General features: G+C 72.1%; 17 protein-coding genes. 4 read left to right on the top strand and 13 right to left on the bottom strand.

Features of this window, described 5'->3' with window-relative positions:
- Positions 1 to 11: 11 nt before the first annotated feature.
- Positions 12 to 2,183: a DEAD/DEAH box helicase gene (locus tag JJV70_RS01645; RefSeq protein WP_219045664.1), complete on the top strand. Its 2,172-nt coding sequence runs from the start codon at positions 12 to 14 to the stop codon at positions 2,181 to 2,183.
- A gap of 220 nt (positions 2,184 to 2,403) precedes the next feature.
- On the top strand, positions 2,404 to 2,937 hold the full coding sequence (locus JJV70_RS01650; protein WP_257573136.1) for a hypothetical protein: 534 nt from the start codon (positions 2,404 to 2,406) through the stop codon (positions 2,935 to 2,937).
- Between the two features lie 13 nt (positions 2,938 to 2,950).
- Here JJV70_RS01650 and JJV70_RS01655 read toward each other — a convergent pair whose 3' ends face one another.
- The 7 genes from JJV70_RS01655 to nrdR all read right to left on the bottom strand — a co-directional run bounded on the left by JJV70_RS01655 (position 2,951) and on the right by nrdR (position 10,611).
- Positions 2,951 to 3,562, bottom strand: coding sequence for a hypothetical protein (locus JJV70_RS01655; protein ID WP_219045665.1), 612 nt, complete (start codon positions 3,560 to 3,562; stop codon positions 2,951 to 2,953).
- Positions 3,563 to 3,630: 68 nt separating this feature from the next.
- Positions 3,631 to 4,341 (bottom strand): ribonuclease HII, encoded by a 711-nt coding sequence (locus JJV70_RS01660; protein WP_219045666.1) that lies wholly within the window; start codon positions 4,339 to 4,341, stop codon positions 3,631 to 3,633.
- A 256-nt stretch (positions 4,342 to 4,597) separates the two neighbouring features.
- Positions 4,598 to 5,254, bottom strand: coding sequence for a histidine phosphatase family protein (locus JJV70_RS01665; protein WP_219045667.1), 657 nt, complete (start codon positions 5,252 to 5,254; stop codon positions 4,598 to 4,600).
- A 96-nt stretch (positions 5,255 to 5,350) separates the two neighbouring features.
- Positions 5,351 to 5,959, bottom strand: coding sequence for a YdbC family protein (locus JJV70_RS01670; RefSeq protein ID WP_219045668.1), 609 nt, complete (start codon positions 5,957 to 5,959; stop codon positions 5,351 to 5,353).
- Between the two features lie 20 nt (positions 5,960 to 5,979).
- A complete protein-coding gene (locus tag JJV70_RS01675; protein WP_219045669.1) occupies positions 5,980 to 6,807 on the bottom strand; it encodes an arylamine N-acetyltransferase in 828 nt (275 codons plus the stop codon).
- 192 nt (positions 6,808 to 6,999) lie between these two features.
- The gene (locus JJV70_RS01680; protein ID WP_219045670.1) at positions 7,000 to 9,954 is read right to left on the bottom strand and encodes a vitamin B12-dependent ribonucleotide reductase; all 2,955 of its coding nucleotides are present in this window, start codon (positions 9,952 to 9,954) and stop codon (positions 7,000 to 7,002) included.
- A gap of 126 nt (positions 9,955 to 10,080) precedes the next feature.
- A complete protein-coding gene (gene nrdR / locus JJV70_RS01685) occupies positions 10,081 to 10,611 on the bottom strand; it encodes a transcriptional regulator NrdR (protein WP_374227224.1) in 531 nt (176 codons plus the stop codon).
- Between the two features lie 550 nt (positions 10,612 to 11,161).
- Between nrdR and lexA the strand changes: the two genes are divergently transcribed.
- The gene (gene lexA / locus JJV70_RS01690; RefSeq protein ID WP_219045671.1) at positions 11,162 to 11,965 is read left to right on the top strand and encodes a transcriptional repressor LexA; all 804 of its coding nucleotides are present in this window, start codon (positions 11,162 to 11,164) and stop codon (positions 11,963 to 11,965) included.
- 154 nt (positions 11,966 to 12,119) lie between these two features.
- On the opposite strand, the gene JJV70_RS01695 is transcribed toward lexA, so the two are convergent.
- The 4 genes from JJV70_RS01695 to JJV70_RS01710 all read right to left on the bottom strand — a co-directional run bounded on the left by JJV70_RS01695 (position 12,120) and on the right by JJV70_RS01710 (position 18,884).
- A complete protein-coding gene (locus JJV70_RS01695; RefSeq protein WP_219045672.1) occupies positions 12,120 to 14,135 on the bottom strand; it encodes an ATP-dependent DNA helicase in 2,016 nt (671 codons plus the stop codon).
- 45 nt (positions 14,136 to 14,180) lie between these two features.
- Positions 14,181 to 15,992 carry an IucA/IucC family siderophore biosynthesis protein gene (locus JJV70_RS01700; RefSeq protein ID WP_219045673.1) on the bottom strand — a complete coding sequence of 604 codons (1,812 nt, stop codon included), beginning with the start codon at positions 15,990 to 15,992 and terminating at the stop codon, positions 14,181 to 14,183.
- Positions 15,993 to 16,121: 129 nt separating this feature from the next.
- Positions 16,122 to 16,946, bottom strand: coding sequence for a GNAT family N-acetyltransferase (locus tag JJV70_RS01705; RefSeq protein ID WP_374227225.1), 825 nt, complete (start codon positions 16,944 to 16,946; stop codon positions 16,122 to 16,124).
- A gap of 27 nt (positions 16,947 to 16,973) precedes the next feature.
- Complete coding sequence (locus tag JJV70_RS01710; protein ID WP_219045674.1) at positions 16,974 to 18,884, bottom strand: IucA/IucC family protein; 1,911 nt, start codon at positions 18,882 to 18,884, stop codon at positions 16,974 to 16,976.
- A gap of 231 nt (positions 18,885 to 19,115) precedes the next feature.
- On the opposite strand from JJV70_RS01710, the gene JJV70_RS01715 reads away from it, so the two are divergent.
- A complete protein-coding gene (locus JJV70_RS01715) occupies positions 19,116 to 20,321 on the top strand; it encodes a serine protease (RefSeq protein WP_219045675.1) in 1,206 nt (401 codons plus the stop codon).
- An 89-nt stretch (positions 20,322 to 20,410) separates the two neighbouring features.
- Here JJV70_RS01715 and panD read toward each other — a convergent pair whose 3' ends face one another.
- Both panD and hflX read right to left on the bottom strand, forming a co-directional pair.
- Positions 20,411 to 20,833, bottom strand: coding sequence for an aspartate 1-decarboxylase (panD, locus tag JJV70_RS01720; protein WP_219045676.1), 423 nt, complete (start codon positions 20,831 to 20,833; stop codon positions 20,411 to 20,413).
- A 287-nt stretch (positions 20,834 to 21,120) separates the two neighbouring features.
- Positions 21,121 to 22,605, bottom strand: a complete 1,485-nt coding sequence (hflX, locus tag JJV70_RS01725; protein WP_257573137.1) for a GTPase HflX — start codon at positions 22,603 to 22,605, stop codon at positions 21,121 to 21,123.
- Between the last annotated feature and the right edge of the window lie 212 nt (positions 22,606 to 22,817).

The raw sequence follows: 22,817 nt of genomic DNA on the forward strand, positions 1-22,817 counted from the left end.
GCATGGACGCCATGACTGCGAACCAGTTGCGTACCGCCGCCGACGCCATCCTCGCCCGGCTGGTCGGGGATACCACCGGTGAGGCCCGGTTGCGGGAGGACCAGTGGCGGGCCGTGCAGGCCCTGGTGGCTGAACGCCGCCGCGTGCTGGTCGTCCAGCGCACCGGGTGGGGGAAGTCGGCGGTGTACTTCGTGGCCACGGCGCTGCTGCGCGAGCGGGGCAACGGTCCGACGGTCATTGTCTCCCCGCTGCTGGCGCTCATGCGCAACCAGATCGAGGCGGCCGCGCGTGCCGGAATCGTCGCGCGCACGATCAACTCGGCCAACGTCGAGGAGTGGGAGGCCGTACGCCGCGCGGTGGCCGACGGCGAGGTGGACGTGCTGCTCGTCTCCCCCGAGCGCCTCAACAACCCCGACTTCCGGGACCACGTGCTCCCGGCTCTCGCGGCCTCGACCGGTCTGCTTGTGGTGGACGAAGCACACTGCATCTCCGAGTGGGGCCACGACTTCCGGCCCGACTACCGCCGGCTGCGCAGCATGCTGACCACTCTGCGTCCCGGCGTTCCGGTCCTCGCCACGACGGCCACAGCCAACGCGCGCGTGACCGCGGACGTGGCCGAGCAGCTGGGCACTGGGCCCGGCGACGAGGCCACGGAGGCCCTCGTCCTGCGCGGCCCACTGGACCGGGCCTCGCTGAGCCTGTCCGTGCTGGAATTGCCAGACGCCACCCACCGGATGGCCTGGCTAGACGCCAACCTTCCGGAACTGCCGGGGTCCGGGATCATCTACACGCTCACGGTGGCAGCGGCGGAAGAGGTGGCCGCCTACCTCCGGCAGCGAGGACACCAGGTGGCCTCCTACACCGGCCGCACCGAGAACGCCGATCGCCAGGCCGCCGAAGAGGCGCTGCTCGCCAACCGGGTGAAGGCCCTGGTAGCCACGTCGGCACTCGGGATGGGGTTCGACAAGCCGGACCTGGGCTTCGTGGCACATCTCGGTTCGCCGTCCTCTCCCATCGCCTACTACCAGCAGGTGGGGCGGGCCGGGCGCGGCGTCGCCCACGCCGAGGTGCTGTTGCTGCCGGGGCGCGAGGACGAGGCCATCTGGCAGTACTTCGCTTCCCTCGGTTTCCCGCCCGAAGAACACGTGCGGCGCACCCTGGCCGTGCTGTCGGAGGCCACGGGGCCGGTATCGGTCCCCGCCCTGGAGCCACGCGTGGAACTGCGCCGCTCCCGGCTGGAGATGATGCTGAAAGTGCTGGACGTGGACGGCGCGGTGCGCCGGGTGCGCGGCGGGTGGACGGCCACCGGTCAGCCCTGGCACTACGACGCTGAGCGCTACGCCTGGGTGGCCCACCAGCGGGCGGCCGAACAGCAGGCCATGCGCGAGTACGTGACAACCTCCCGGTGCCGCCTTGAGTTCCTGCGCCAGCAGCTGGACGATCCTGAGGCGGCGCCGTGCGGCCGCTGCGACAACTGCGCGGGGCAGCGCTTCACCAGCGACATACCCGCCGACGCGCTCAAGGCCGCCACCGGTGAGCTGGCCCGTGCCGGGGTGGAGGTCGAGCCCCGGCGGATGTGGCCCACCGGGCTCTCCGCCATCGGCATCGACCTGCGCGGCCGCATTCCCACAGCTCAGCAGGCAGCACCGGGCCGGGCGATCGGACGGCTCACGGACATGGGCTGGGGTAACCGCCTGCGTCCTCTGGTCGGCCCGCAGGCGCCGGACGGACCAGTGCCGGAGGATGTGGTGGGCGCCGTGGTGGAGGTGCTGTCCGACTGGGCCAAGGGGCCGGGAGGCTGGTCCTCGCAGGAAGCGGAGGCCCGGCAACGGCCCGTGGGGGTCGTGACACTCAGCTCACGGGCACGGCCGACGCTGGTCCGTTCGCTGGGTGAACGCATCGCATCTATCGGGCGGATACCGCTGCTGGGGACGATTGAGACGGACGCGGGCGGTGTCGAGCTCGCCACTGAGCATGCCAACAGCGCGCGTCGGGTACGGGCCCTGCACGAGGCGCTGCGCGTACCGGAGGCGCTCGCCAGCCACGTGGCCACCGCCGCGGGGCCGGTGCTGCTCGTCGACGACTACACCGACACCGGGTGGACGCTGGCTGTCGCGGCACGGTTGTTGCGGCGAGTCGGAGCCCAGGAGGTGATGCCCTTCGTCCTGGCGGTCCAGGCCTGAGACCCGCCTCAGGGCACGGACCGGTCAGTCGGTGGCGTGGCTGGGTGGACTGGCCCATCGACCGAGGCCGCCCGGCGGAATGGACCGTTGCCGCAGCCGAGTTGGCCAGCGACAATGGCCTTATCCCAACTCGGACCGCACCGTCTGCTGGGCCGGTCGTGGCGTGCGCCCCTGCCCGACACCACCAGCGCCTCCCTGGGGCAGCGAAAGGGGAGAACTCATGACCGTCGCCGTCTCCGTCCCTGCCACCGGCACTGCCTCACGGCTGGCCCGCACCATGGAGCCCGCCGAGTGGGCGGCGGCCGGGATACCGCTTCTGCGTAACCCACGGGAGGTAATCGTCGGCTTGTATGAACGACACCGCCCGGCTCCGCTGACCGCCGTGGTGGCGGTGCTCGGTCCTGAGGAACGGCTGGTAGCCAGCGCATCCTTCCGGCCCGGCCGCCTCACCTCGGACGGCTGGCAATACCGCAACGCGCTGCTGGCCCAGCTGCGTCGCGTCCTGCCCCACGACCTGCGGCTGCGCCGCCCGATACGCACCGCGGTGCTGCTGTACTGCCGCGAGGGAGAGGACAGCTGGAACGAGGAAGACGGCGCCTGGATGTGGGGGCTGCGGGACGCCTGCACTCTGCACGGGCTGCGCTGCGGCCCGTACATCACCCTCACCCCCCACGGCTGGCGCGTGTTCGGGGAAGAGCGCGGGGGACGGCGCCCAGCCGCGGTACCTCTCGCGGACCCCGGCCAGGCGGCCTAGCCGGGGTCTGCGGTCAGAGCAGGCTGCTCAGGCGCTGGGTGTCGCCACAGACGACGAGGCGGGAGGCGGCTCGGGCCAGCGCGGCGGGCAGGGCCTCCGCGATCCGGGCATCGCTGCCCCCGTTGACCGCGAGCACCACCACGGGCCGCGCGGTGAGGCGGGCGACAGCGGAGGCGTGGGCGCAGAAGACGTCATCGCCGGACGCCTGCTGGTTCCAGTACGCGTCGTCGCCGAAGGACAGTTCGTGCTGCGCCCACGGGTGCGCGTCGCCGGTCGTCAGGACCAGGACGTCTCCCGGCGCACGGCCCTCGTCCAGCAGACGGTCGACGGTCTCGTCTGCGATAGCCACAGCGGTTTCCGGCGTGGCGGCCACCAGCTGGATCTCCGCCGCCGACGGCGGAGCCGGCGCGGTAGCGGTGGCGACGGCCGTGGGCGCGACGGCGCGGGCGGTGGCCGGTCGGCCGGGACGCGGACGGCTGCGGTCACCGCGCGGCGGCGCGGGACGCGGACCAGGACGGTCCAGGGCGGTGGGACGAGGCGGCGGGGAAGGCAGAGCGGCGCCCGCGGGAGTGCGGGGGCCGGGAACGCTGGTGCGGATCTGGGGCTCCTCGGAGCTGTGCGGCATGGTTGATGTCTATCAAACGCGGTCGGGCGGCGACGCGGCGGGTGCACCGCCGGGAAGTCGGCGGCGGGTCAGAACAGTTCAGCCTGTTCCAGGGCGGGTTCGCCGGTGGCGGGCCCGGGAAGGGAGGCGAGGGGATGCGGCTTCTTCAGGTGCCGCCAGCGCGGCAGGGCGTCCAGGTACGCCCAGGTCAGGCGATGGTGCGACGTGGGCCCGAGATCGCGCAGTGCCGCGCGGTGGGCGGGCGCCGGGTAACCGGCGTTCCCGGCGAAGTCGAACTGGGCGTGGTCCTGGCCAAGTTGGCCCATCAGCTCATCGCGCTGGACTTTGGCGATGACCGAGGCCGCCGCCACCGGAACGCAGGAGCGGTCGCCCTTGATGACGGTCCGCACCTGCCACGGCGCACCGAGGTAGTCGTGGGCGCCGTCCAGGATCACGGCGTCCGGACGCTCCGGCAGCGCCTCCAGGGCCCGGACGGCGGCCAGCCGCAGCGCGGCCGTCATGCCCAGCGCGTCGATCTCCTCCGGCCAGGCATGGCCCAGGCCATGCGCGGTGACCCAGCCGGTCAACACCCCGGCAAGCTCGGTTCGCCGGGGGCGGCTGAGCAACTTGGAGTCGGTCAGGCCCTCGGGCGGACGGCGCAGGCCGGTGATCGCCGCGCAGACCGTCACCGGGCCCGCCCACGCCCCGCGCCCCACCTCGTCCACACCGGCGATCAGCCGGGCCGAGGTCGTCGCCCGCAGGGAGCGTTCGACGCGGTGAGTGGGTGGTTCGTACGGCACGATCTCAGCCTACTCGGCCCCCGGAGCCCACACGGACAGGGGTGCCGAGCCGGTCCGCTGGCCAGGCCCGGGCGCAGCTCCCGGCGTCCGGGGAGGGGGTGGGGTACGGACGGGAAGCCGCGAGCCCAGGACGCTTGCGACGGACAGCCCGCGCAGGCTCGCCCGGGAGACGGTGCGGCGGAGGGTGTCGGCAGTCGTGGCGAGGGCGCCGGATTCGGGGACGCCCCGGCGGGGTCCGGCCAGCGGCACGCCAGACTCAGAGCGCCCCGTATGGCTCCGGCAGGCACCAGCGCTCGAAGGGACGGTCCAGGTGGTAGCGGCCGTCCGGACCGAGGAGCAGCGCGCGGGTCTCGCCGTTGCCGGGGTTGGACAGCGACTCGAACTCCGCCACGCTCCAGTGCATCCAGCGCATGCAAAAGAGCCGCATCGTCAGCCCGTGCGTCACGAGCAGGACGTTGGGCGGGTGGTCGTCGGCCTGGAAACTGCGCCACAGGCTTTCCAGAAAGGCGCCTACCCGGTCGTAAACGTCAGCGCCGGACTCGCCCTGGGAGAAGCGGTAGAAGAAGTGGCCGTAAGCGTCGCGGGCCGCCTTCTGCCGACGCACGTCGGCCCAGTCCTGCCAGTTGCCCCAGTCCTGCTCGCGCAGCCGGGGTTCCTCGCGGACCCGGACGCGCGTGGGGTCCAGACGCAGTTCGTGGAACGTCTCGTGGGTGCGCCGGTAGGGCGAGACATAGGCGGACACGCGTTCGTCACCAAAGAGCGCGCGCAGTTCCTCACCGGCTCTGGCGGCCTGCTGCCGCCCGGTGGCGGTCAGCCGCAGGGCGTGGTCGGGCACGCGTGCGTAGACCGAGTCGTCGGCGTTTCCCTCGGACTCGCCGTGCCGCAGGAGAACGATGCGCCGGGGACGTGCCATGAGGCCAGCGTAGGCGGTTCCGGCTGGGCCGTGCGCACCGGCGCGACCGCTCCGGCGGCACCCGCTCCAGCAGTTCCCGCGCCGACGGCACCCGCGTCATACCGTCCAGCTCGGCTGGAGGTCGATGACGTCGCCGGCGACGGCGGTGATGTCGGCGCCCGTCTGGGCGCGCAGAGACAGGCGCTCGATGCGCTCGGAGCGGTACTTGCCGTGTTCGGCGGCCGAGTCCCACATGGAGAGCACCAGGAACTCGTCCTCGGAGGCCGCCTGCGCGAACACTCCGCGCAGCATGCCGGGTGACCCGGCCATCGCCGGGTTCCACACCTTCTCCTGCATCAGCACGTAGTGGTCCACGCGGTCGGCACGCACGTGGCAGTGGGCGACGCGGAGGAGGTCGGCGTCGGTGAATTCCGGCCGGAAACCGGTCTTGACGTCGAAGCGGTACTCGAACAGGAGCGTGCGCATGTCACGGTAGGTGCCGATCTGCGCGGCGTGCAGGCGGTCGTGCGACCGGGCCATGAAAGAGTCGTAAAAGGCACGGCTCTCCCAGAAGCCGAAGAGGTGGGCCACCGCCTCGCGCGACCGGCTCCAGCCGCCTCCCTGCCCCCGGAAGCCGGGCTCGCCGAGCAGGCCCGCCCACTTCCGCTGTCCACGCTCGAACCCGCGGCGATCGACGACGGTGCACCGCATCCACTTGACCAGCACCGCGCCATCGTACGGGCATCTCACCCGCTGATCGGCCGATACCGCTGACGCAGCACCTCGACCTCCTCGCTACTGAGGTCAATTCCGAAAATCCGTCCCAGCACTGCACCGAACTCATGTTCCGCGATGTCGCGCACGTCCCGTTCCCCGTCGGGGTGGTCCACCTGAAGGCGCGTCCCGAGGAGTGCGGTGCGCCGCTGCGGTTCCGCCCGCTGCACCACCGGACGGGAGGTGAAGGGCGAGCTGGGATGCGTGCTGACGTAGTAGTTGGCCACCTCGTAATCGGGCGGGAAGACGGCGTGGTCCGTGAACATGTACAGGTCGAACCAGCCGTCCGGGCGCAGCGTGCGCAGCACCCACGCGTCGTCCGGCTCCCGGATCAGCGAGAACGTCCACGCACCCTGCCGCACCTCGGCGCCGCCCGACAGAGCCAGCGGCGCCTGTGGGCCGTCCCCGCCGAAACCGACGTCAATGATCCACCGCTGGCCGTCGATCTCCACCAGGAGCAGCATGTGGGTGGCGGGACGCAGCTTGTCCCGCTCACCGTTCAGGACCCGGGCCGCGAGCCCGGTGACGGAGAAGCCGACGCGCTCCAAGATGGCCGCGAACAGCGAATTCTGCTCGTAGCAGTAGCCGCCGCGCCGCCGCCGGACGAGCTTGTCCTGCAGCGCGCCCAGGTCCAGCGGGACGGGGCGGCCCAGCGTGATCTCCAGGTTCTCGAACGGTATCCGGGCGACGTGGGCACGGTGCAGCTCCCGCAGCGTCGCCAGGTCGGGCTTCGGCTCACCACCGGCGTACCCGGTGCGCGCCAGGTACGCCTCCAGGTCCACCTTCTCACCGCTCCACATACCGCTCTCCCTCGCCCGTCTCCCCGCCGAACCGCGCGGACCCGCCGCGCACACCTCACAACCACCCGGCGCTCCCGCCGCATTCCCTGTGGTGGGAGCGACCGAACAGGAGAGGGGCACCGGTGAGAACACCGGTGCCCCTCTCCTCGGGACTGGGCAGGTCCGTCAGCCGGGAAGGTCCCGCGAGTGACGTCAGCTGCAGCCGCTGGTGGAGCCGCAGCCCTCGCACAGGTAGCAGCTGCCCGCGCGGCGCATCTTGGTACCGCAGGAGAAGCACAGCGGGGCGTCGGCGTTCAGGCCCAGCTGCATCTCGGCCAGCTCCGTGGAGTTGTGCGCCTGGGCGGGGGCCTCGGTGGCCTCGGCCTCCGGCGTGGCGGACGCCGGGAGGGGCTGTTCGGCGTGGCGCGGGGCGGACTGGGCCAGCCCCTCGACGTCGAGGTCCTCGTCCGGCTCGTAGGAGCCCGTTTCCAGGTGGCGCTGACGCTCGGCCGCGGAGTGGATGCCGAGGGCGGAGCGCGTCTCGAACGGCAGGAAGTCCAGCGCCAGGCGGCGGAAGATGTAGTCGACGATCGACTGGGCCATCCGCACGTCCGGGTCGTCGGTCATACCGGCTGGCTCAAAGCGCATGTTGGTGAACTTCGAGACGTAGGTCTCCAGCGGAACGCCGTACTGCAGGCCGACGGAGACGGCGATGGAGAAGGCGTCCATCATGCCCGCGAGCGTGGAGCCCTGCTTGGACATCTTCAGGAAGACCTCGCCCAGCCCGTCGTCCGGGTAGGAGTTGGCCGTCATGTAGCCCTCGGCACCGCCGACGGTGAAGGAGGTCGTGATGCCGGGACGGCCCTTGGGCAGGCGGCGGCGGACCGGGCGGTACTCGACCACCTTCTCCGCCGTGGCCTCGGCAGGCTCCCCGGCAGTATCTTTGGCGTTTTTGGCGTTTTTGGCGTTCTCGGCGTTCTTGGCGCCCTCGGCACCCTTCGTCTTCGCCGACAGCGGCTGGCCGACCTTGCTGTTCTCGACGTAGACGGCCAGCGCCTTGGTGCCCAGCTTCCAGCCCTGGAGGTAGATCTCTTCGACGTCGGCCACCGTGGAGGTGCTCGGCATGTTGACCGTCTTGCTGATGGCGCCGGACAGGAAGGGCTGGGCGGCGGCCATCATGCGCACGTGGCCCATCGGGGAGATGGAGCGCTCGCCCATCGCGCAGTCGAAGACCTCGTAGTGCTCGGGCTTCAGGACCGGCGCGTCGATGACGTTCCCGTGCTCGGCGATGTGCACGACAATCGCCTCGACCTGCTCGTCGAGGTAGCCCAGCCGCTTGAGCGCCTTGGGCACCGTGTTGTTGACGATCTGCATCGAGCCGCCGCCGACGAGCTTCTTGAACTTCACCAGCGCGAGGTCCGGTTCGACGCCGGTGGTGTCGCAGTCCATCATCAGGCCGATCGTGCCGGTGGGCGCGAGCACGCTGGCCTGGGCGTTGCGGAAGCCGTGCTTCTTGCCCAGCCGCAGCACGTCCTGCCACGCCTCGGTGGCGGCGGCCCACACCGGGGTGTCCAGGTCGTCCATGCGCTTGGCCGCGCCGTTGGCGTCGGCGTGCTGGGTCATGACGCGGTGATGGGCGTCGGAGTTGCGGGCGAAGCCCTCGTACGGGCCGACGATCCCGGCCAGCTCGGCGGAGCGGCGGTAGGAGGTGCCCGTCATCAGGGAGGTGATGGCCCCGGCGAGCGCCCGGCCGCCGTCGGAGTCGTAGGCGTGGCCGGTGGCCATGAGCAGGGCGCCGAGATTGGCGTAGCCGATGCCCAGCTGGCGGAAGGCGCGCGTCGTCTCGCCGATCTTCTCGGTGGGGAAGTCGGCGAAGCAGATGGAGATGTCCATCGCGGTGATGACGAGTTCGACGACCTTGGCGAAGCGCTCAGCGTCGAAGGACTGGTTGCCCTCGTCGTCGTCCCGCAGGAACTTCATCAGGTTGAGCGAGGCGAGATTGCACGAGGAGTTGTCCAGGTGCATGTACTCGCTGCACGGGTTGGAGGCGGAGATGCGGCCCGACTCCGGCGAGGTGTGCCAGTGGTTGATCGTGTCGTCGTACTGGATGCCCGGGTCAGCACAGACGTGGGCGGCCTCGGCCATCTTGCGGAACAGCTCGCGCGCGTCAACCTCCTCGATGACCTCGCCGGTCATGCGCCCGCGCAGCCCGAACGTCGTACCGTCCTCGACGGCTTTCATAAAGGCGTCGTTCACGCGCACGGAGTTGTTGGCGTTCTGGTACTGGACGGAGGTGATGTCATCGCCACCCAGGTCCATGTCGAAGCCCGCGTCCCGCAGGGCGCGGATCTTCTCCTCCTCCTTGACCTTGGTCTCGATGAACGCCTCGATGTCGGGGTGATCGACGTCGAGCACGACCATCTTGGCCGCGCGCCGGGTGGCGCCGCCGGACTTGATGGTGCCGGCGGAGGCGTCGGCGCCGCGCATGAAGGAGACAGGCCCGGAGGCGTTGCCGCCGGAGGAGAGCAGTTCCTTGGAGGAGCGGATGCGGGACAGGTTCAGACCGGCGCCGGAGCCGCCCTTGAAGATCATCCCCTCTTCCTTGTACCAGTCGAGGATGGACTCCATGGAGTCGTCGACGGAGAGGATGAAGCAGGCGGAGACCTGCTGCGGCTGCTTGGTGCCGACGTTGAACCACACCGGGGAGTTGAACGCGAAGATCTGGTGCAGGACGGCGTAGGCCAGCTCGTGCTCGAAGATCTCGGCGTCGGCGGGCGAGGCGAAGTAGCCGTGCTCCTCGCCGGCCGCGCGGTAGGTCTTCACCACGCGGTCGATGAGCTGTTTCAGGCTCGTCTCCCGCTGCGGCGTGCCCACCGCGCCACGGAAGTACTTGCTGGTGACGATGTTGACGGCGTTGACCGACCAGAAGTCGGGGAACTCCACCCCGCGCTGTTCGAAGTTGACCGAACCGTCGCGCCAGTTGGTCATGACGACGTCACGGCGCTCCCAGGTCACCTCGTCGTAGGGGTGTACCCCGGGAGTGGTGTGGACGCGCTCGACGCGCAGGCCCCGGCTTGCCTTCGCGGCCTTGTCCCCCTTGTCCCCCTTGTCCGGCTTGCCGGCCTTGGCGCGGGAACCTCGTGCCGGGCCGCTCGTCGTCTCTGTCATTCCGCCTCCCTGGTACCGGGCATAACGCCCCGATGTGTCCCGTTTCTTCCCGGGGCACGGTGTCTGTCGGACGCCGGATCGCGCGGGGCGGCCCGGTGTCATCTGTGCTGTGTGCCGCTCGGCAGGTCAGCCGTCCGCGACCGCTGCCGCCCCGGCCTTCACCCCGGTCGGCGGCGCGGCGCCCCGTGGCTGTGGCTCCGGCTCGCGGCCCTGCTCGGCCTCCCGCAGTTCCCGGATCGCGGCCTCGAAGTCCTCAAGGCTGTCGAAGGCCCGGTAGACGGAGGCGAACCGCAGGTAGGCCACGAGGTCCAGCTCGCGCAGCGGGCCGAGTATGGCCAGGCCGACGTCGTGCGTGGACAGCTCGGCGCTGCCGGTCGCCCGCACCGCCTCCTCGACCCGCTGGCCGAGCTGAGCGAGCGCGTCCTCACCGACGGGTCTGCCCTGGCACGCCTTGCGCACGCCAGCGATCACCTTGTCCCGGCTGAAGGGTTCGGTGACGCCGCTCCGCTTGATTACTGTCAGTGACGCCGTTTCCAGCGTCGTGAAGCGCCGGGAGCAGCTCTGGCACTGGCGGCGCCGGCGGATAGCGGCGCCGTCGTCGGTCGTCCGGCTGTCAACGACGCGGCTGTCGGGGTGCCTGCAGAAGGGGCAGTGCATCGCGGAACCACCTTCCTCACCCGGGTGTGCGCAGCCTGCGAGAACAGCTCCGCGGGGGCTGGGAAGCTCCCCCGGAACTGGTCACCCAGCATAGGCGATGCCCGCTGCGGCGAAAGCACCGGGGCACAACCTGTTGGGGCCATGTCTCATACAACCACTAGATGTGGTAGCGAAGGGATCAGGGGTCGAGGGCACGGCGTAGCCGCGCGCCTGCCTCGGGACAGCGCGCGGGCACACCCGCGTGGGGCTGGTACCGGACGGACGGGTAACGCCGGGCGAGGCAGTCACCGACTCCGTGCAACGCGTGGCGCGTCGCCGGGTCCGGCTCTCATGGGGCACAGTGCCCGCGAGAGCGTACCGCAGCACCTTGGCCCCCGGGTGGCCCCGTGCCACCCCCCTGAACCCCCGGAAGCCTCAGCCCCATACACCGCAGAGCGTGATCACGTCAGGCACTCCCAGCCATTTCACTCGAACGCGTGTTTGGCGCAACCTTTCGAAAGCAACTACCGTTGTGCCACAGGGAGAACGGTTCGAAAGGGGTGCCAAGGACGTGACCACCACCGCAGACAGCGCGACGCTCACCGCCCGCAGCGGGCGCACCGAGGACGCCGTCGTGGCCCATCCCGGCCAGGACGCGGCCCAGGTGCCCGCCGACGCTGGCGAGCAGGCCATGGCCAAGCCAGGGCGAGCGCTGCCCGGGCGACCACCCGGTATCCGTGCGGACAGCAGCGGCCTCACCGACCGCCAGCGCCGCGTCATCGAGGTCATCCGGGATTCAGTGCAGCGCCGAGGCTACCCGCCGTCGATGCGGGAGATCGGCCAGGCCGTGGGCCTGTCGAGCACCTCCTCGGTGGCACATCAGCTCATGGCACTGGAGCGCAAGGGTTTCCTGCGCCGGGACCCGCACCGCCCGCGCGCCTACGAAGTGCGTGGCTCGGACGCGCCCAGCACGCAGCCAGCCGACACCGCCGGCAAGCCCGCGGCCTCCTACGTACCGCTCATCGGCCGGATCGCCGCGGGCGGCCCGATCCTCGCCGAGGAGTCGGTGGAAGACGTCTTCCCGCTGCCGCGCCAGCTCGTGGGTGACGGCGAGCTGTTCGTGCTCAAGGTCGTGGGTGACTCGATGGTCGAGGCGGCCATCTGCGACGGGGACTGGGTCACCGTCCGCCGCCAGCCGGTAGCCGAGAACGGCGACATCGTAGCGGCCATGCTCGACGGCGAGGCCACCGTCAAGCGCTTCAAACGCGAGGACAACCACGTGTGGCTGCTGCCGCACAACTCCGCCTACCAGCCCATCCCGGGCGACGAGGCGACGATCCTCGGCAAGGTCGTCGCTGTGATGCGCCGCATCTGACGTTCCGCCCCTCCCTGACTGCCCGTCCCGGCGCCGCCGGGGCGGGTTCTGCCGTACCCCACGGGAGGCAGCCGCCCTGGTACCGCCACCCCGGGTAGCCGGGGCTGCTGTCGCGGCCCGGGCGGCTGCGGCGGCCGGAGAAGGCTCAGCCGGGCTACTCCGCCGCCGTCGCCGCCTCGTCGATGGCGCGCAGCGAACGGCGTACCTGCTCGGGGTGGGTGGTGTACCAGAAGTCCGGCATGGAGGCGCGCAGGAAGGTGCCGTAGCGTGCTTTCGCCAGCCTCGGGTCCAGTACCGCGACGACGCCCCGGTCGCCCGTGGCGCGGATCAGACGGCCGGCGCCCTGGGCCATCAGCAGCGCCGCGTGCGTGGCGGCCACCGCCATGAAACCGTTGCCGCCGCCCTCCTCGACGGCCTTCTGCCGAGCGCTCATCAACGGGTCGTCGGGCCGGGGGAAGGGGATGCGGTCCATGACCACCAGCTGGCAGTTCACCCCCGGCACGTCCACCCCCTGCCACAGCGACAGAGTGCCGAACAGGCACGTTTGCGGGTCATCGGCGAACCGCCGGATCAGCTCGCCGAGCGTCTCCTCACCCTGGAGCAGCACCGGCGCCCGCAGTCGGCCGCGCAGCTCCTCGGCCGCCGCCTGCGCGGCCCGCATCGAGGAGAACAGCCCGAGCGTGCGCCCGCCCGCGGCCTCGATCAGCTCCGTCAGCTCGCTGAGCATGTCCTCCCGGCTGCCGTCGCGACCGGGCGGGGTGAGGTGCTGGGCGACGTAGAGGATGCCCTGCTTGCGGTAGTCGAACGGCGAGCCGACATCCAGGCCGCGCCAGCGCGGCAGGTCCGCACCGCCGTCGGCCTGTTCGTGCGAGCCCTCGGGCGCGAGGCCCAGCGACGCGCCCACTCCGTTGAAGTCCCCGCCCAGCTTCAGGGTGGCCGACGTCAGCACCACCGAACGCTCGTGGAACAGCTTCTCGCGCAGCAGGCCGGACACCGACAGCGGTGCGACGCGCAGCGAGGCGCCGAACCGGTCGTGCCGTTCGTACCAGATGACGTCGTACTCCGAGCCCTGTGTGACGCGTTCCGCCACCGCGTGCACGTTCTCCAGCGCCGCCACGGCCTGTTTGCGCACCGCGTCCTCGTCCTGCACCGAGCGGTCGCGGGTGTTGCCCAGCGCCGACAGACAGCCGCGGGCGGCGTCACGCAGGGCGGCCAGCGCGTAGCCCAGGTCCTCCGGCACCGTCTCCAGGCGGCCGGGCAGGGCCAGCTCCATGACCCGCTCAAAGCCCTCGGCAGCGGTCAGCAGCTGGTCGGCCGCCTTCTCGTCCACCAGCTTGGCCACCCGGTTCACCGCGCGGTGGACGCCGCCCGGGGTGAGCTCGCCGGAGGCCACGCCAGTGACCCGGGAGACCAGTTCGTGCGCCTCGTCCACGATCAGCACCTCGTGGCTGGGCAGTACCGGAGCGCCCTCGATGGCGTCGATCGCCAGCAGCGCGTGGTTGGTGACGATCACGTCGGCCAGCTTGGCGCGTTCGCGGGCGGCCTCGGCGAAGCACTCCGCGCCGTAGGGGCAGCGGGAGGCGCCCAGGCACTCACGGGAGGAGACCGACACCTGGGCCCAGGCGCGGTCGGAGACGCCGGGGGTGAGGCCGTCACGGTCCCCCGTCTGAGTCTCGTCCGCCCAGTCCCGCAGGCGCAGCAGGTCCTTGCCCAGCTTGCTGGAGGGGCCCGCGCCCCCGGCGGACTGGGCGGCGGCCTCGAACGGGTCGAACAGGCCCGGTTCGTCCTCGGCGGGTACGCCCTCGTGCAGCCGGTGCAGGCACAGGTAGTTGGAGCGCCCCTTGAGCATGGCGAACTCCGGACGGCGGCGCAGCCGCGGGTGCAGTGCCTCCACCGTGCGCGGCAGGTCGCGCTCGACGAGCTGCCGCTGCAGTGCGAGGGTGGCGGTGGCGACGACGACGCGCTCGCCCTGCGCGAGGGCGGGCACCAGGTAGCCGAGCGACTTGCCGGTGCCGGTGCCCGCCTGGATCAGCAGGTGGGTGCCCTCGTCGATGGCCTCCGCCACCGCTTCGGCCATGGCGACCTGGCCGGGCCGCTCGGTGCCGCCGACCGCGGTGACGGCGGCGTGGAGGAGGTCAAGGAGGGCGGGACCGCCGGATGGTGCGCTCATAGGGCAGCCACCCTAAGGGGTCCCGCTGACACCGCGCTCGTCTGGTCACCCAGCGTGCAGAGGGTTGGGAACGGTGCCGTCCACGACGGCGTGCGGCCGCTCCGCGCGGTCGCGGTAACCGTCGGCGTACAGCCGGTTGCGATTGAGGCACAGCCGTCCGATGCGCTCGGTGAGCAGGTCGAACAGCTCGTAGCGGCGCTTCAGCTCGGGAAAGCGCCGCTGGTAGCGCAGCACCTCTTCGCGCGCCAGCGTCCAGAACCGGGCCTGAGGTACGCCGAGCTGCCGGGCGCACAGCGGCGCGAGGTAGCGGAAGACGCCGACGAACAGGCCGGTGTGGATGAACTGCGGAAGGAAGTCCGGCGGCTCGGTGAGCAGCGTCGCCCGCACCTCGCTGGGCACCTCGGCCAGCTCCGGCAGCGGCTGGGCGCACAGGTTGACGTCGTCGACAAAGTCCTTGACCGCCAGCCGCGCCGGGACGTCCTGTTCGTCGAAGACGACGACGGCGTTCTCCCCGTGCGGCGAGAACACGGTGCCGTAGCGGTACAGGAAGTGCAGCAGCGGCGGCAGCAGGGCCTGGAACAGGTGCCGCAGCCATACCTGTGGTGCGAGGCCGGAGCGGTGCACCAGCTCGGTGGTCAGACAGCGGCCCGCCGGGTCGGTGTGCAGCAGGGCGGCCAGGCTGCGCGCCCGCTCCCTGGGCGCCAGGTACGGCCCGATGGGCTCGCGCCAGATACATCCCAGCAGTTCGCGGTACTGGTACGGGACGCCGGGCAGCCGGTCGTACAGCGGGTGTTCGACGGTCACGGAGGCCACCTCGCCGAGGAGGACGACCCGGGTCTCCTCGTGCAGGAACGGGTCGGCATCGCGCAGATGGTGAATCCAGGAGGTGACGGCCGGGGCCGCGAGCGTGCGCTCGGTGGGCAGGCCGCGCCACACGAGCGTGTTGAGTACCGACAGCGGCAGCTTGACGGTACGGGCCGCGGGGCGGCTGACGTTGAGGAAGGTGCGCACCGACTGCTGCGGCACCCGCAAGTCGTCGTCCTCGGGCAGCTCGATGACCAGGCCGTCGGCGATCTGGGCGGCGAACAGCGGCGCGATCGTCTCGTCCCACTGCCAGGGGTGCACCGGCAGCCACAGGTAGTCGTGGGGGTCGCGGTCCTGTTCGGTGACGGCGCGGGCGAACGCCTGCCGGACGCGCGCGGGCAGCTCGTCCTCGTACAGGCGGTCGGCGGTGGCCAGCGCCGGGGTGCCCCGGTAGCGGGCGAGCGAACGGTGGACGGCGAGCCACGGCAGCCGGGCCGGGGTGCGGGCCTCCGGGGTCCACCGCCGGGCGTCGGTGGCGGAGAAGCCGAGGCGGCCCTTGCTGGCGACGAGCCAGGGGTGCCCGGTGAGGTGTCCCTCCAGTTCGGCGTACCCGAGGTCGGCGAGGGCGGCGGCGGTGGGCGCGGACCGCGCGAGGCGGACGTCGGCGGCGAGGGTGGCCGTCAGCTCACGCAGCAGGTGTCCGAGGGTGTCGCCAGGGAGCCGGAGGAGGGTGCCGTGGGCGTCGGCGAGGAAGGCGAGCGGGTCGGTGGCCGGGGTGATCGAGTCGGGATCTACCTCCCAGTGCCCGTAGGCTCCGCGCCGCGCGCTGAACCGGTACACGTGGCTGCCGGGCACGGCCAGCCGGTACGGCCGCGGGGCGCTGGCGTGGTCGGCGTCTGCCCGGGGGAGGCCGCTGGTACTCGCCGTGGTTTCCGCGTCCTCGGGTTCGGGGGTGAGCACGCCTTCGTAGGCGAACTCGCCGAGCAGCTTGGCGAACAGGCGGCGGGCGGCGGCGTGCCAGGCGGCGGCGGGCGCCGGAGGTATGGAGGGCAAGTGCGTTCTCCTCGGTGTGCGACGGCGGAGTCAGAGGGGCTTGCTCCGGTCCTTCCGCTCGCCGCCGGGCGCCGGGGACGGTGGCGAGAGCGGGGGCAGGACCGCTGGGAACGACGTGCTGGCGGAACGCTATGGCGTCGGGCACCGCGTGCGGTCGCGAACGAGCAGAGCGGCCCGCTTGTCCGGCAGGTCCACTTCGGCGGCCAGCCGGAATCCCGCGCGCAGGAACGCGGCGACGGAGGCGGCGTTGCGCACGTCGGGCTCGGCCAGCAGGCGGTGGCAGGACGGCCGGTGGCTGAGCACCAGTTCGCTGACGGCGCGCAGCAGGGCGGTGCCGACGCCGTGTCCGCGCCGCTCGGGCGGGCCGATCAGCAGGTGGACGCCGGTGTCGTGCGGGCGGGTGGGGAAGTGCCGGGCCAGCGGGTCGAGATCAGCGCGGTACAGCTCCCAGTAGCTCATCGGTGTTCCGTCGAGCACGCCCAGGCACGGCACGCTGCGGCCGTCCCCAGCAAGCTGGGTGCGCAGGTGGGCCGCGGTGGTCTCGGCCGGACCGGCCAGCTCCCAGAACGCCGCGACGGCGGGGTCGTTCATCCAGCCGGTGAGCAGCTCCAGGTCGCGCTCCAGCCGGACGGGGACCAGGTGGAAGGCCCCGGCGGCGGACGTGACGGGGGGCCAGTCGGCCACGGCGCCGAGCAGTTCGCTGTCCGGCGTCCCGGCCGGGGGCGCGTCCTGGCCATGGGCGGCGACGAACTCGGCCGGGAGCTGGAGCTCCAGCGTGTCCTCGTCATCCGGGCCGGAGCCGGGCGGGGCGAACGCGGGTCCGGGCGGGGCGGAGCCGGAGCCGGACGGACCCGAGCCAGGCCCGGACGTGCCGAGCGCGAACCCGGACGAGCCGGACGGCGGCGCGGCGGGCCCCGGGGTGCCCACGCGGGTCACGGGATCGGTGGACGGCACGGCAGCCGCCTCCTCTCGGCGGGCGGGTCAGCGGTCAGCCAGCGGGTTGGGCAGCGTGACGTACACGGACTGGGTATCGACCGGGCCAACCAGCTCGTCCAGCCCGTGCAGCCGCGTGAGCAGGTTCGCCTTGCAGCGCAGCGCCGGTGCGTCCAGCAGGAGGGCCGGGAGCGGGGAGCAGGGCTCGCCGTGGGTGCTGCTCGCCCGCCCGGCGAGGAAGTGCCGGAGCGCCGCGAGCAGCAGGGCCTCATCGACGCCGAGCTGGGAGCCGAAGGCCCCGATGAGGCCGAGCACGTGATTGATGCCCAGGTAGTAGGCGAACCGCTCGTCGGTGACGGCGTCGGGCACGAAGGAGTCGCTGGTCTCGCCGACGCCCGGGACGCGGGCCTGGAGCGCGGCACGGTGCGAGGCGCGGAAGTAGTAGCCCTGGTTGTCGCGGTACCTTCCGCCCCTGGGCCAGCCCTCGGCGTCCAGCAGGACCAGGGTGTTCTGCTGGTGCGCCTCCAGCGCGATGCCGGCGTGCGCGTCCAGCCACAGCACCGGGGCGACGACGGCGTCCAGGTAGCGCAGGAACCACTCGGCGGCGACGGCGGTCACCGCACGCCCGCCGCGGGCCGCGATGCCGTGGACGGCGTCGGCGAGCCGGGAACGCGTCGGGTGGCCGGGGACGCCGGGCCAGGGTCGCGGTGAGGTGAGCGCGGCGAGACACACGGCGTCGTCGCCCGGCGCGAACGGGTGGTGCCGCAGCACGGTGTCCAGCCCGGGCACCGGCTGTCCGTCGGGGCTGTTGACGCCGAGCCAGGCCGGGTCGCGCACGATGTCGAAGCTAGGGTGGGCCGCGCGCCACTGCTCGCCGAGCCCGCTGCGCAGCAGCCGGTGCACCTCCACGCCGCGCTGTGCTTCCTTGCGCAGGTTTTCCCGGCGCGAGTTGGTGATGCGCAGGGCCAGGGACAGTTTGAGCATGACGGGCGTATCCGGCCGGGCCACGGTGCGCACGGACGACGTCGGGTGCCAGAGGTCGCCGTGTGGTCCGAGGTCATGCAGGAGACCGGCGTCCAGCAGGGCGCGGACCTCCGGGCGGTGCCGCACCGCGCGGGCCTGCCACGGGTGGAGCGGCAGCGGCACCGTGTCGGGCGTAGGCAGCCGGAGGCCGGGGGCGAGCCGGGCGGCCAGCCGGGCGGCGGGCAGGGTGCGGCCGCTCTCCGTCCAGGCGGAGTCGGCGGCGAGCACCGAGGGGTCCACGCCGAACCAGTGCAGCCGGAAGGTGCCGTGCAGCTCCGGTGAGTAGCGTTCGGCCTCCTCCGGTGACAGCCCCTCGCGGCTCTTGGGCGCGGGGTGCATCGGGTGGCCAAAGACAAGCGACTGCTCGGCGGCCAGGAACCGGCTGTGGCCCGCCGGAGGTTCGGGGGCAGCGCGGCGTGCGGCCACGAAGCGGGTGGTGCGGCGGACGGAGTCGGCCACGCGGCTCACCAGATCGGTGCCGTCCTCGATACCGCTGGAGTGCTGATGGGTCGCTTCGCGGGCGAGCAGCGCGGCGAGGGTAGGGGCGTCGAGGTCCGGGGCGTTGGCGGGCGCGACGGCCAGCCGGGGCGGGCCAAAACGGTGCCAGCCGGTGGCGGACCAGTACCGCACGGGCACGTGCACCGCCGTCCCGCAGGCCGTCAACGGCAGGGCGAGCATGCCCCCTTCGGGTGGGGTGCCCGGTCCGGTCTCGCGGAGCCAGCAGCGCAGCAGGTTCTCCGCCGCGGCGTGGTCGGCGGCGCGAGCCGGCTCCGGATCGTCGAGCGGATCGGGAGCCGGGGCCCCGGGTGGGTGAACCCCGGGCGTCCGCCGTGCCTGGCGTGGCACCGTCGCGTCGTCCAGCAGCGCGGCGGGGCGCTGCCGCACCACGGGGGCATCCCTCGTCTCGGGTTCGGCCGATTCGGCGCGTTCGTCCACAAGACCTCCCTGAACGTGTGGGCCGCTGCGCAGCCGTACGGAGTAACGACGCGGACGGCGGGAGATCACGGCCGGGCGGAAGATCGGCTGCCAACCCGGGCTGGGCAGGCGGAACCGCGGACCCGGCGAGCGCCGTCGTACGCGGCACCGGCATAGTTGGGGGTCACCGCGCTCCGGCTCGGTGCATGACAAGCCGCTCAGCACGACGATCGTTTCAGGGGGAGTTCGTACATGTCAGCCATGTCCAAGGCCGCGCGGCGGCGCCGTCCGGCGCTGGCCACGGCCGCACTGGTAGCCGCGTTCGCGGTGGCCGCCACCGCCTGCGGCCCCGACGAGGTGCAGCCGGACGACACCAAGCCCAGCGCGTCGGCCCCGGGCAGCCTGAACCCGGACGAGCTCGCCCTGCCCGAGGACCTGCCCTTCGACCTCGACGATCTCAAACGCTGGAAGGAGGGCGAGTGGGATAACTGGGACCCCGACGGCTGGCTCGGCGACGCCAAGGACTTCATCAACCCGATCATCGAGGACCTGTGGGACCGCCAGCGCATGCGGGAGGCCGAGGAGCCGGAGCGCGAGGTCGAGGAGGAGGAGATCGAGGGCACGCCCGAGGGTGACGGCGACGGCTCCACCGAGGACGAGGGCGTCACCGACCCCGAGCCCGCGCCCGTCGAGGCGGCCCCGGTGCGCACGCCCTACACCGACAACGCGGCGCCCTACGGCAAGGTGTTCATGGACACCCCGCAGGGCCAGATGGTCTGCTCCGGCACGGTCGTCCAGGACCCGGCCAACCCGGGGAAGTCCAACCTCGTCGCCACCGCGGGGCACTGCGTGCACGGCGGCCAGGGCAGCGGCTGGTTCCGCAACGTGGTCTTCGTGCCCGGATACAACAACCAGAGCCTGCCAGCGCAGCAGCTGGCGACGGCTCCGGAGGAGGACGTCCTCCCGCATGGCATCTGGTGGGCCTCGCGGGCCGCCACCACCGATCACTGGCGCACCGCGGGCGCCAACACCGGTGGCGCGGGCGCGGCTCAGGACTTCGCGGTGCTGGAGGTCAAGCCGGAGGACGGCGGCGCGGCCTCGCTGCAGGAGACGGCCGGCGCGGCGGTGGAGATCAACTTCAGCCAGCCAGCGGTGGATGCGCTGGGCGAAGTGACGGCCCGCGGCTACCCCGCAGCCCCGCCGTTCGACGGCTCCGCGATGTTCAGCTGCACCGATGCCCCCTCCCGCCTGACCATCGACGCCGCGCAGCCGACGCTGTACCGGATGGGCTGCACCATGACGGGCGGCTCCTCCGGCGGCGGCTGGGTGGCGAGGGGCCCGGACGGTGACGACGTGCTGTACTCGGTGACGTCCGTCGGCCCGCCCACCGCTACCTGGCTCGCGGGCCCGCGTCTGGGCGCGGAGACGAAGGCGGTCTTCGACGCGCTGTCCGGCTGACGCGATACCGGACGTGCGCCGGGGGCACCGTACGCGGCGGTGAAGCGAAAAGGGGTGTGGGGTCTCCCACACCCCTTTTCTTGCCCCGCTCAGGCCGAGGCGACAGCCAGCGGGCTGCGCGTCGTGTCCGTTCCGGGGACGGGGGCGGACGGGTCGGAGCCCAGCTCCACGATGCGGTTGTCCTCGTCTACGTGCACGACCTTAGGCCGGAACGCGCGCGCCTCAGCGTCCTCCAGCTGCCCGTAGCTGATCAGGATCACCAGGTCGCCGGGATGCACCAAGTGCGCGGCGGCACCGTTGATGCCGATGACGCCGGAGCCGCGCTGGCCCTCGATGACGTAGGTCTCCAGGCGGGCTCCGTTGGTGATGTCCACGATGTGTACCAGCTCACCGGGAAGCAGGTCGGCGGCGTCGAGCAGGTCGGCGTCGATGGTGACCGATCCCACGTAGTGCAGGTCGGCCTCGGTGACCGTTGCCCGGTGGATCTTCGACTTGAACATGGTGCGCAGCACGGTGCCGGACTCCTCCGAATGCGTAGGGTCGCGCTCCCTGCGTGCGGGATGCGCGCCGTTCCCGGCCATGCTACGGCGCTCCCGCCCTCCCCCGCCCCAGACGTTGACGCGGATCACACACCGGGCCGGGCCACCGGTCATCCCGGGCGGCGGAGCAGGCGGCGGCCAGCGCCCGCGGCCCGTGGCTCACCCGGGTACGTACCCGGAGCCGGTGGAAGCCCGGTGGAACGACGGACGCCCCCGTCAGGCCGACGGGGGCGAAGGTCAGGGCAGGCCGGGAGGGCACGTCACGCGGCGTACGGCCGCAGGATTGCGGCCAGTTCGTCGTGGACGCGGGCCTTGATCAGCGTGCCGGAGGCGGTGTGCTCCTCGGAGAGCAGCTCACCCTCGGTGTGCACGCGGGAGACGAGCGCGCCCTCGGTGTACGGCACCAGGGCCGCCACCTCGACCGCGGGGCGGGGCAGCTCCGTGTCGATCACGGCGAGCAGCTTCTCCACGCCCGCGCCGGAGTGGGCGGAGACGGCCAGGGCGTGCGGCTCGGCGCGCAGCAGGCGCTGGACGACGAGCGGGTCCGCGATGTCGGCCTTGTTGATCACCACGATCTCCGGCACGTCCACCGCGCCGACGTCCCGCAGGACCTCGCGCACGGCGGCCAGCTGCTCCTCGGGCACCGGGTGCGAACCGTCCACCACGTGCAGGATCAGATCGGAGTCGCCGACTTCCTCCATCGTGGAGCGGAACGCCTCGACCAGGTGGTGCGGCAGGTGGCGGACAAAGCCGACGGTGTCCGCCAGGGTGTACTGGCGGCCGCTGGGCGTCTCGGCGCGGCGGACCGTCGGGTCCAGGGTGGCGAACAGGGCGTTCTCCACCAGCACGCCCGCCCCGGTGAGCCGGTTGAGCAGCGAGGACTTGCCCGCGTTGGTGTATCCGGCGATGGCCACGGACGGCACCTGGTTGCGGCGCCGCTCCTGCCGCTTGACGTCACGGCCGGTCTTCATCTCGGCGATCTCGCGGCGCAGCTTGGCCATCTTCTCGCGGATGCGCCGCCGGTCGGTCTCGATCTTGGTCTCACCGGGACCACGCGTGGCCATGCCGCCCCCGGACGAGCCGGAGCCGCCGCCGCCCATCTGCCGGGACAGCGACTGACCCCAGCCGCGCAGCCGGGGCAACATGTACTGCATCTGCGCGAGCGATACTTGCGCCTTGCCCTCGCGGGACTTGGCGTGCTGGGCGAAGATGTCGAGGATCAGCGCGGTGCGGTCCACCACCTTGACCTTGACGACGTCTTCGAGGTGGATCAGCTGGCCGGGGCTCAGCTCACCGTCGCAGATCACGGTGTCGGCACCGCTGCGCAGCACGACGTCCCGCAGCTCCTCGGCCTTGCCGGAGCCGATGTAGGTGGCCGGATCGGGCTTGTCACGGCGCTGGATCACGCCGTCGAGCACGTGGGCACCGGCTGTTTCGGCCAGCGCGGCGAGCTCGGCGAGCGAGTTCTCCGCGTCCCGCGCGGTGCCCGACGTCCAGACGCCGACGAGCACGACCCGCTCCAGCCGCAGCTGGCGGTACTCGACCTCGGTGACGTCCTGCAGTTCCGTTGACAGACCGGCGACGCGGCGGAGCGCGGCGCGGTCAGAGCGGTCGAACTGATCTCCGTCCCGCTCGGCGTCGGTGCCCTCACTCCACGCGACGTCCTCCTCCATCAGGGCGTCGGCACGGCGCGGGGCCGGTTCGGTGCGCGGGCCGAGGTGCGGAAGAGAAGAAGAGAAGGTCAATGCTGTCCTTACGTCGATGGAGAGAAAACGGACCTGCGAGGGGTAACGCGTCACACACGCCGTTCATTCCCGCGCCAGCCGCGTCCGCGAGACGCCGTGGTCCGTCACGATGGTGGCACGCGAAGGGCCTGGCGTCACCCCGTTTACCGCGCGGGTCCAGCGCGGGCACCGCCGGGGAGGCCGCCGCGCTCCCGGCCGCACGCCCTGGGCTG

The organism is Streptomyces sp. JJ66, from assembly GCF_019303495.1.
GTDB lineage: Bacteria > Actinomycetota > Actinomycetes > Streptomycetales > Streptomycetaceae > Streptomyces.

Excerpts from the sequence above, each read along its gene's own strand:
- JJV70_RS01645 (WP_219045664.1), top strand. The coding sequence starts at position 12 with ATGACTGCGAACCAGTTGCGTACCGCCGCCGACGCCATCCTCGCCCGG.
- JJV70_RS01650 (WP_257573136.1), top strand. The coding sequence starts at position 2,404 with ATGACCGTCGCCGTCTCCGTCCCTGCCACCGGCACTGCCTCACGGCTG.
- JJV70_RS01655 (WP_219045665.1), bottom strand. The coding sequence starts at position 3,562 with ATGCCGCACAGCTCCGAGGAGCCCCAGATCCGCACCAGCGTTCCCGGC.
- JJV70_RS01665 (WP_219045667.1), bottom strand. The coding sequence starts at position 5,254 with ATGGCACGTCCCCGGCGCATCGTTCTCCTGCGGCACGGCGAGTCCGAG.
- JJV70_RS01675 (WP_219045669.1), bottom strand. The coding sequence starts at position 6,807 with ATGTGGAGCGGTGAGAAGGTGGACCTGGAGGCGTACCTGGCGCGCACC.
- JJV70_RS01680 (WP_219045670.1), bottom strand. The coding sequence starts at position 9,954 with ATGACAGAGACGACGAGCGGCCCGGCACGAGGTTCCCGCGCCAAGGCC.
- nrdR (WP_374227224.1), bottom strand. The coding sequence starts at position 10,611 with ATGCACTGCCCCTTCTGCAGGCACCCCGACAGCCGCGTCGTTGACAGC.
- JJV70_RS01695 (WP_219045672.1), bottom strand. The coding sequence starts at position 14,135 with ATGAGCGCACCATCCGGCGGTCCCGCCCTCCTTGACCTCCTCCACGCC.
- JJV70_RS01715 (WP_219045675.1), top strand. The coding sequence starts at position 19,116 with ATGTCAGCCATGTCCAAGGCCGCGCGGCGGCGCCGTCCGGCGCTGGCC.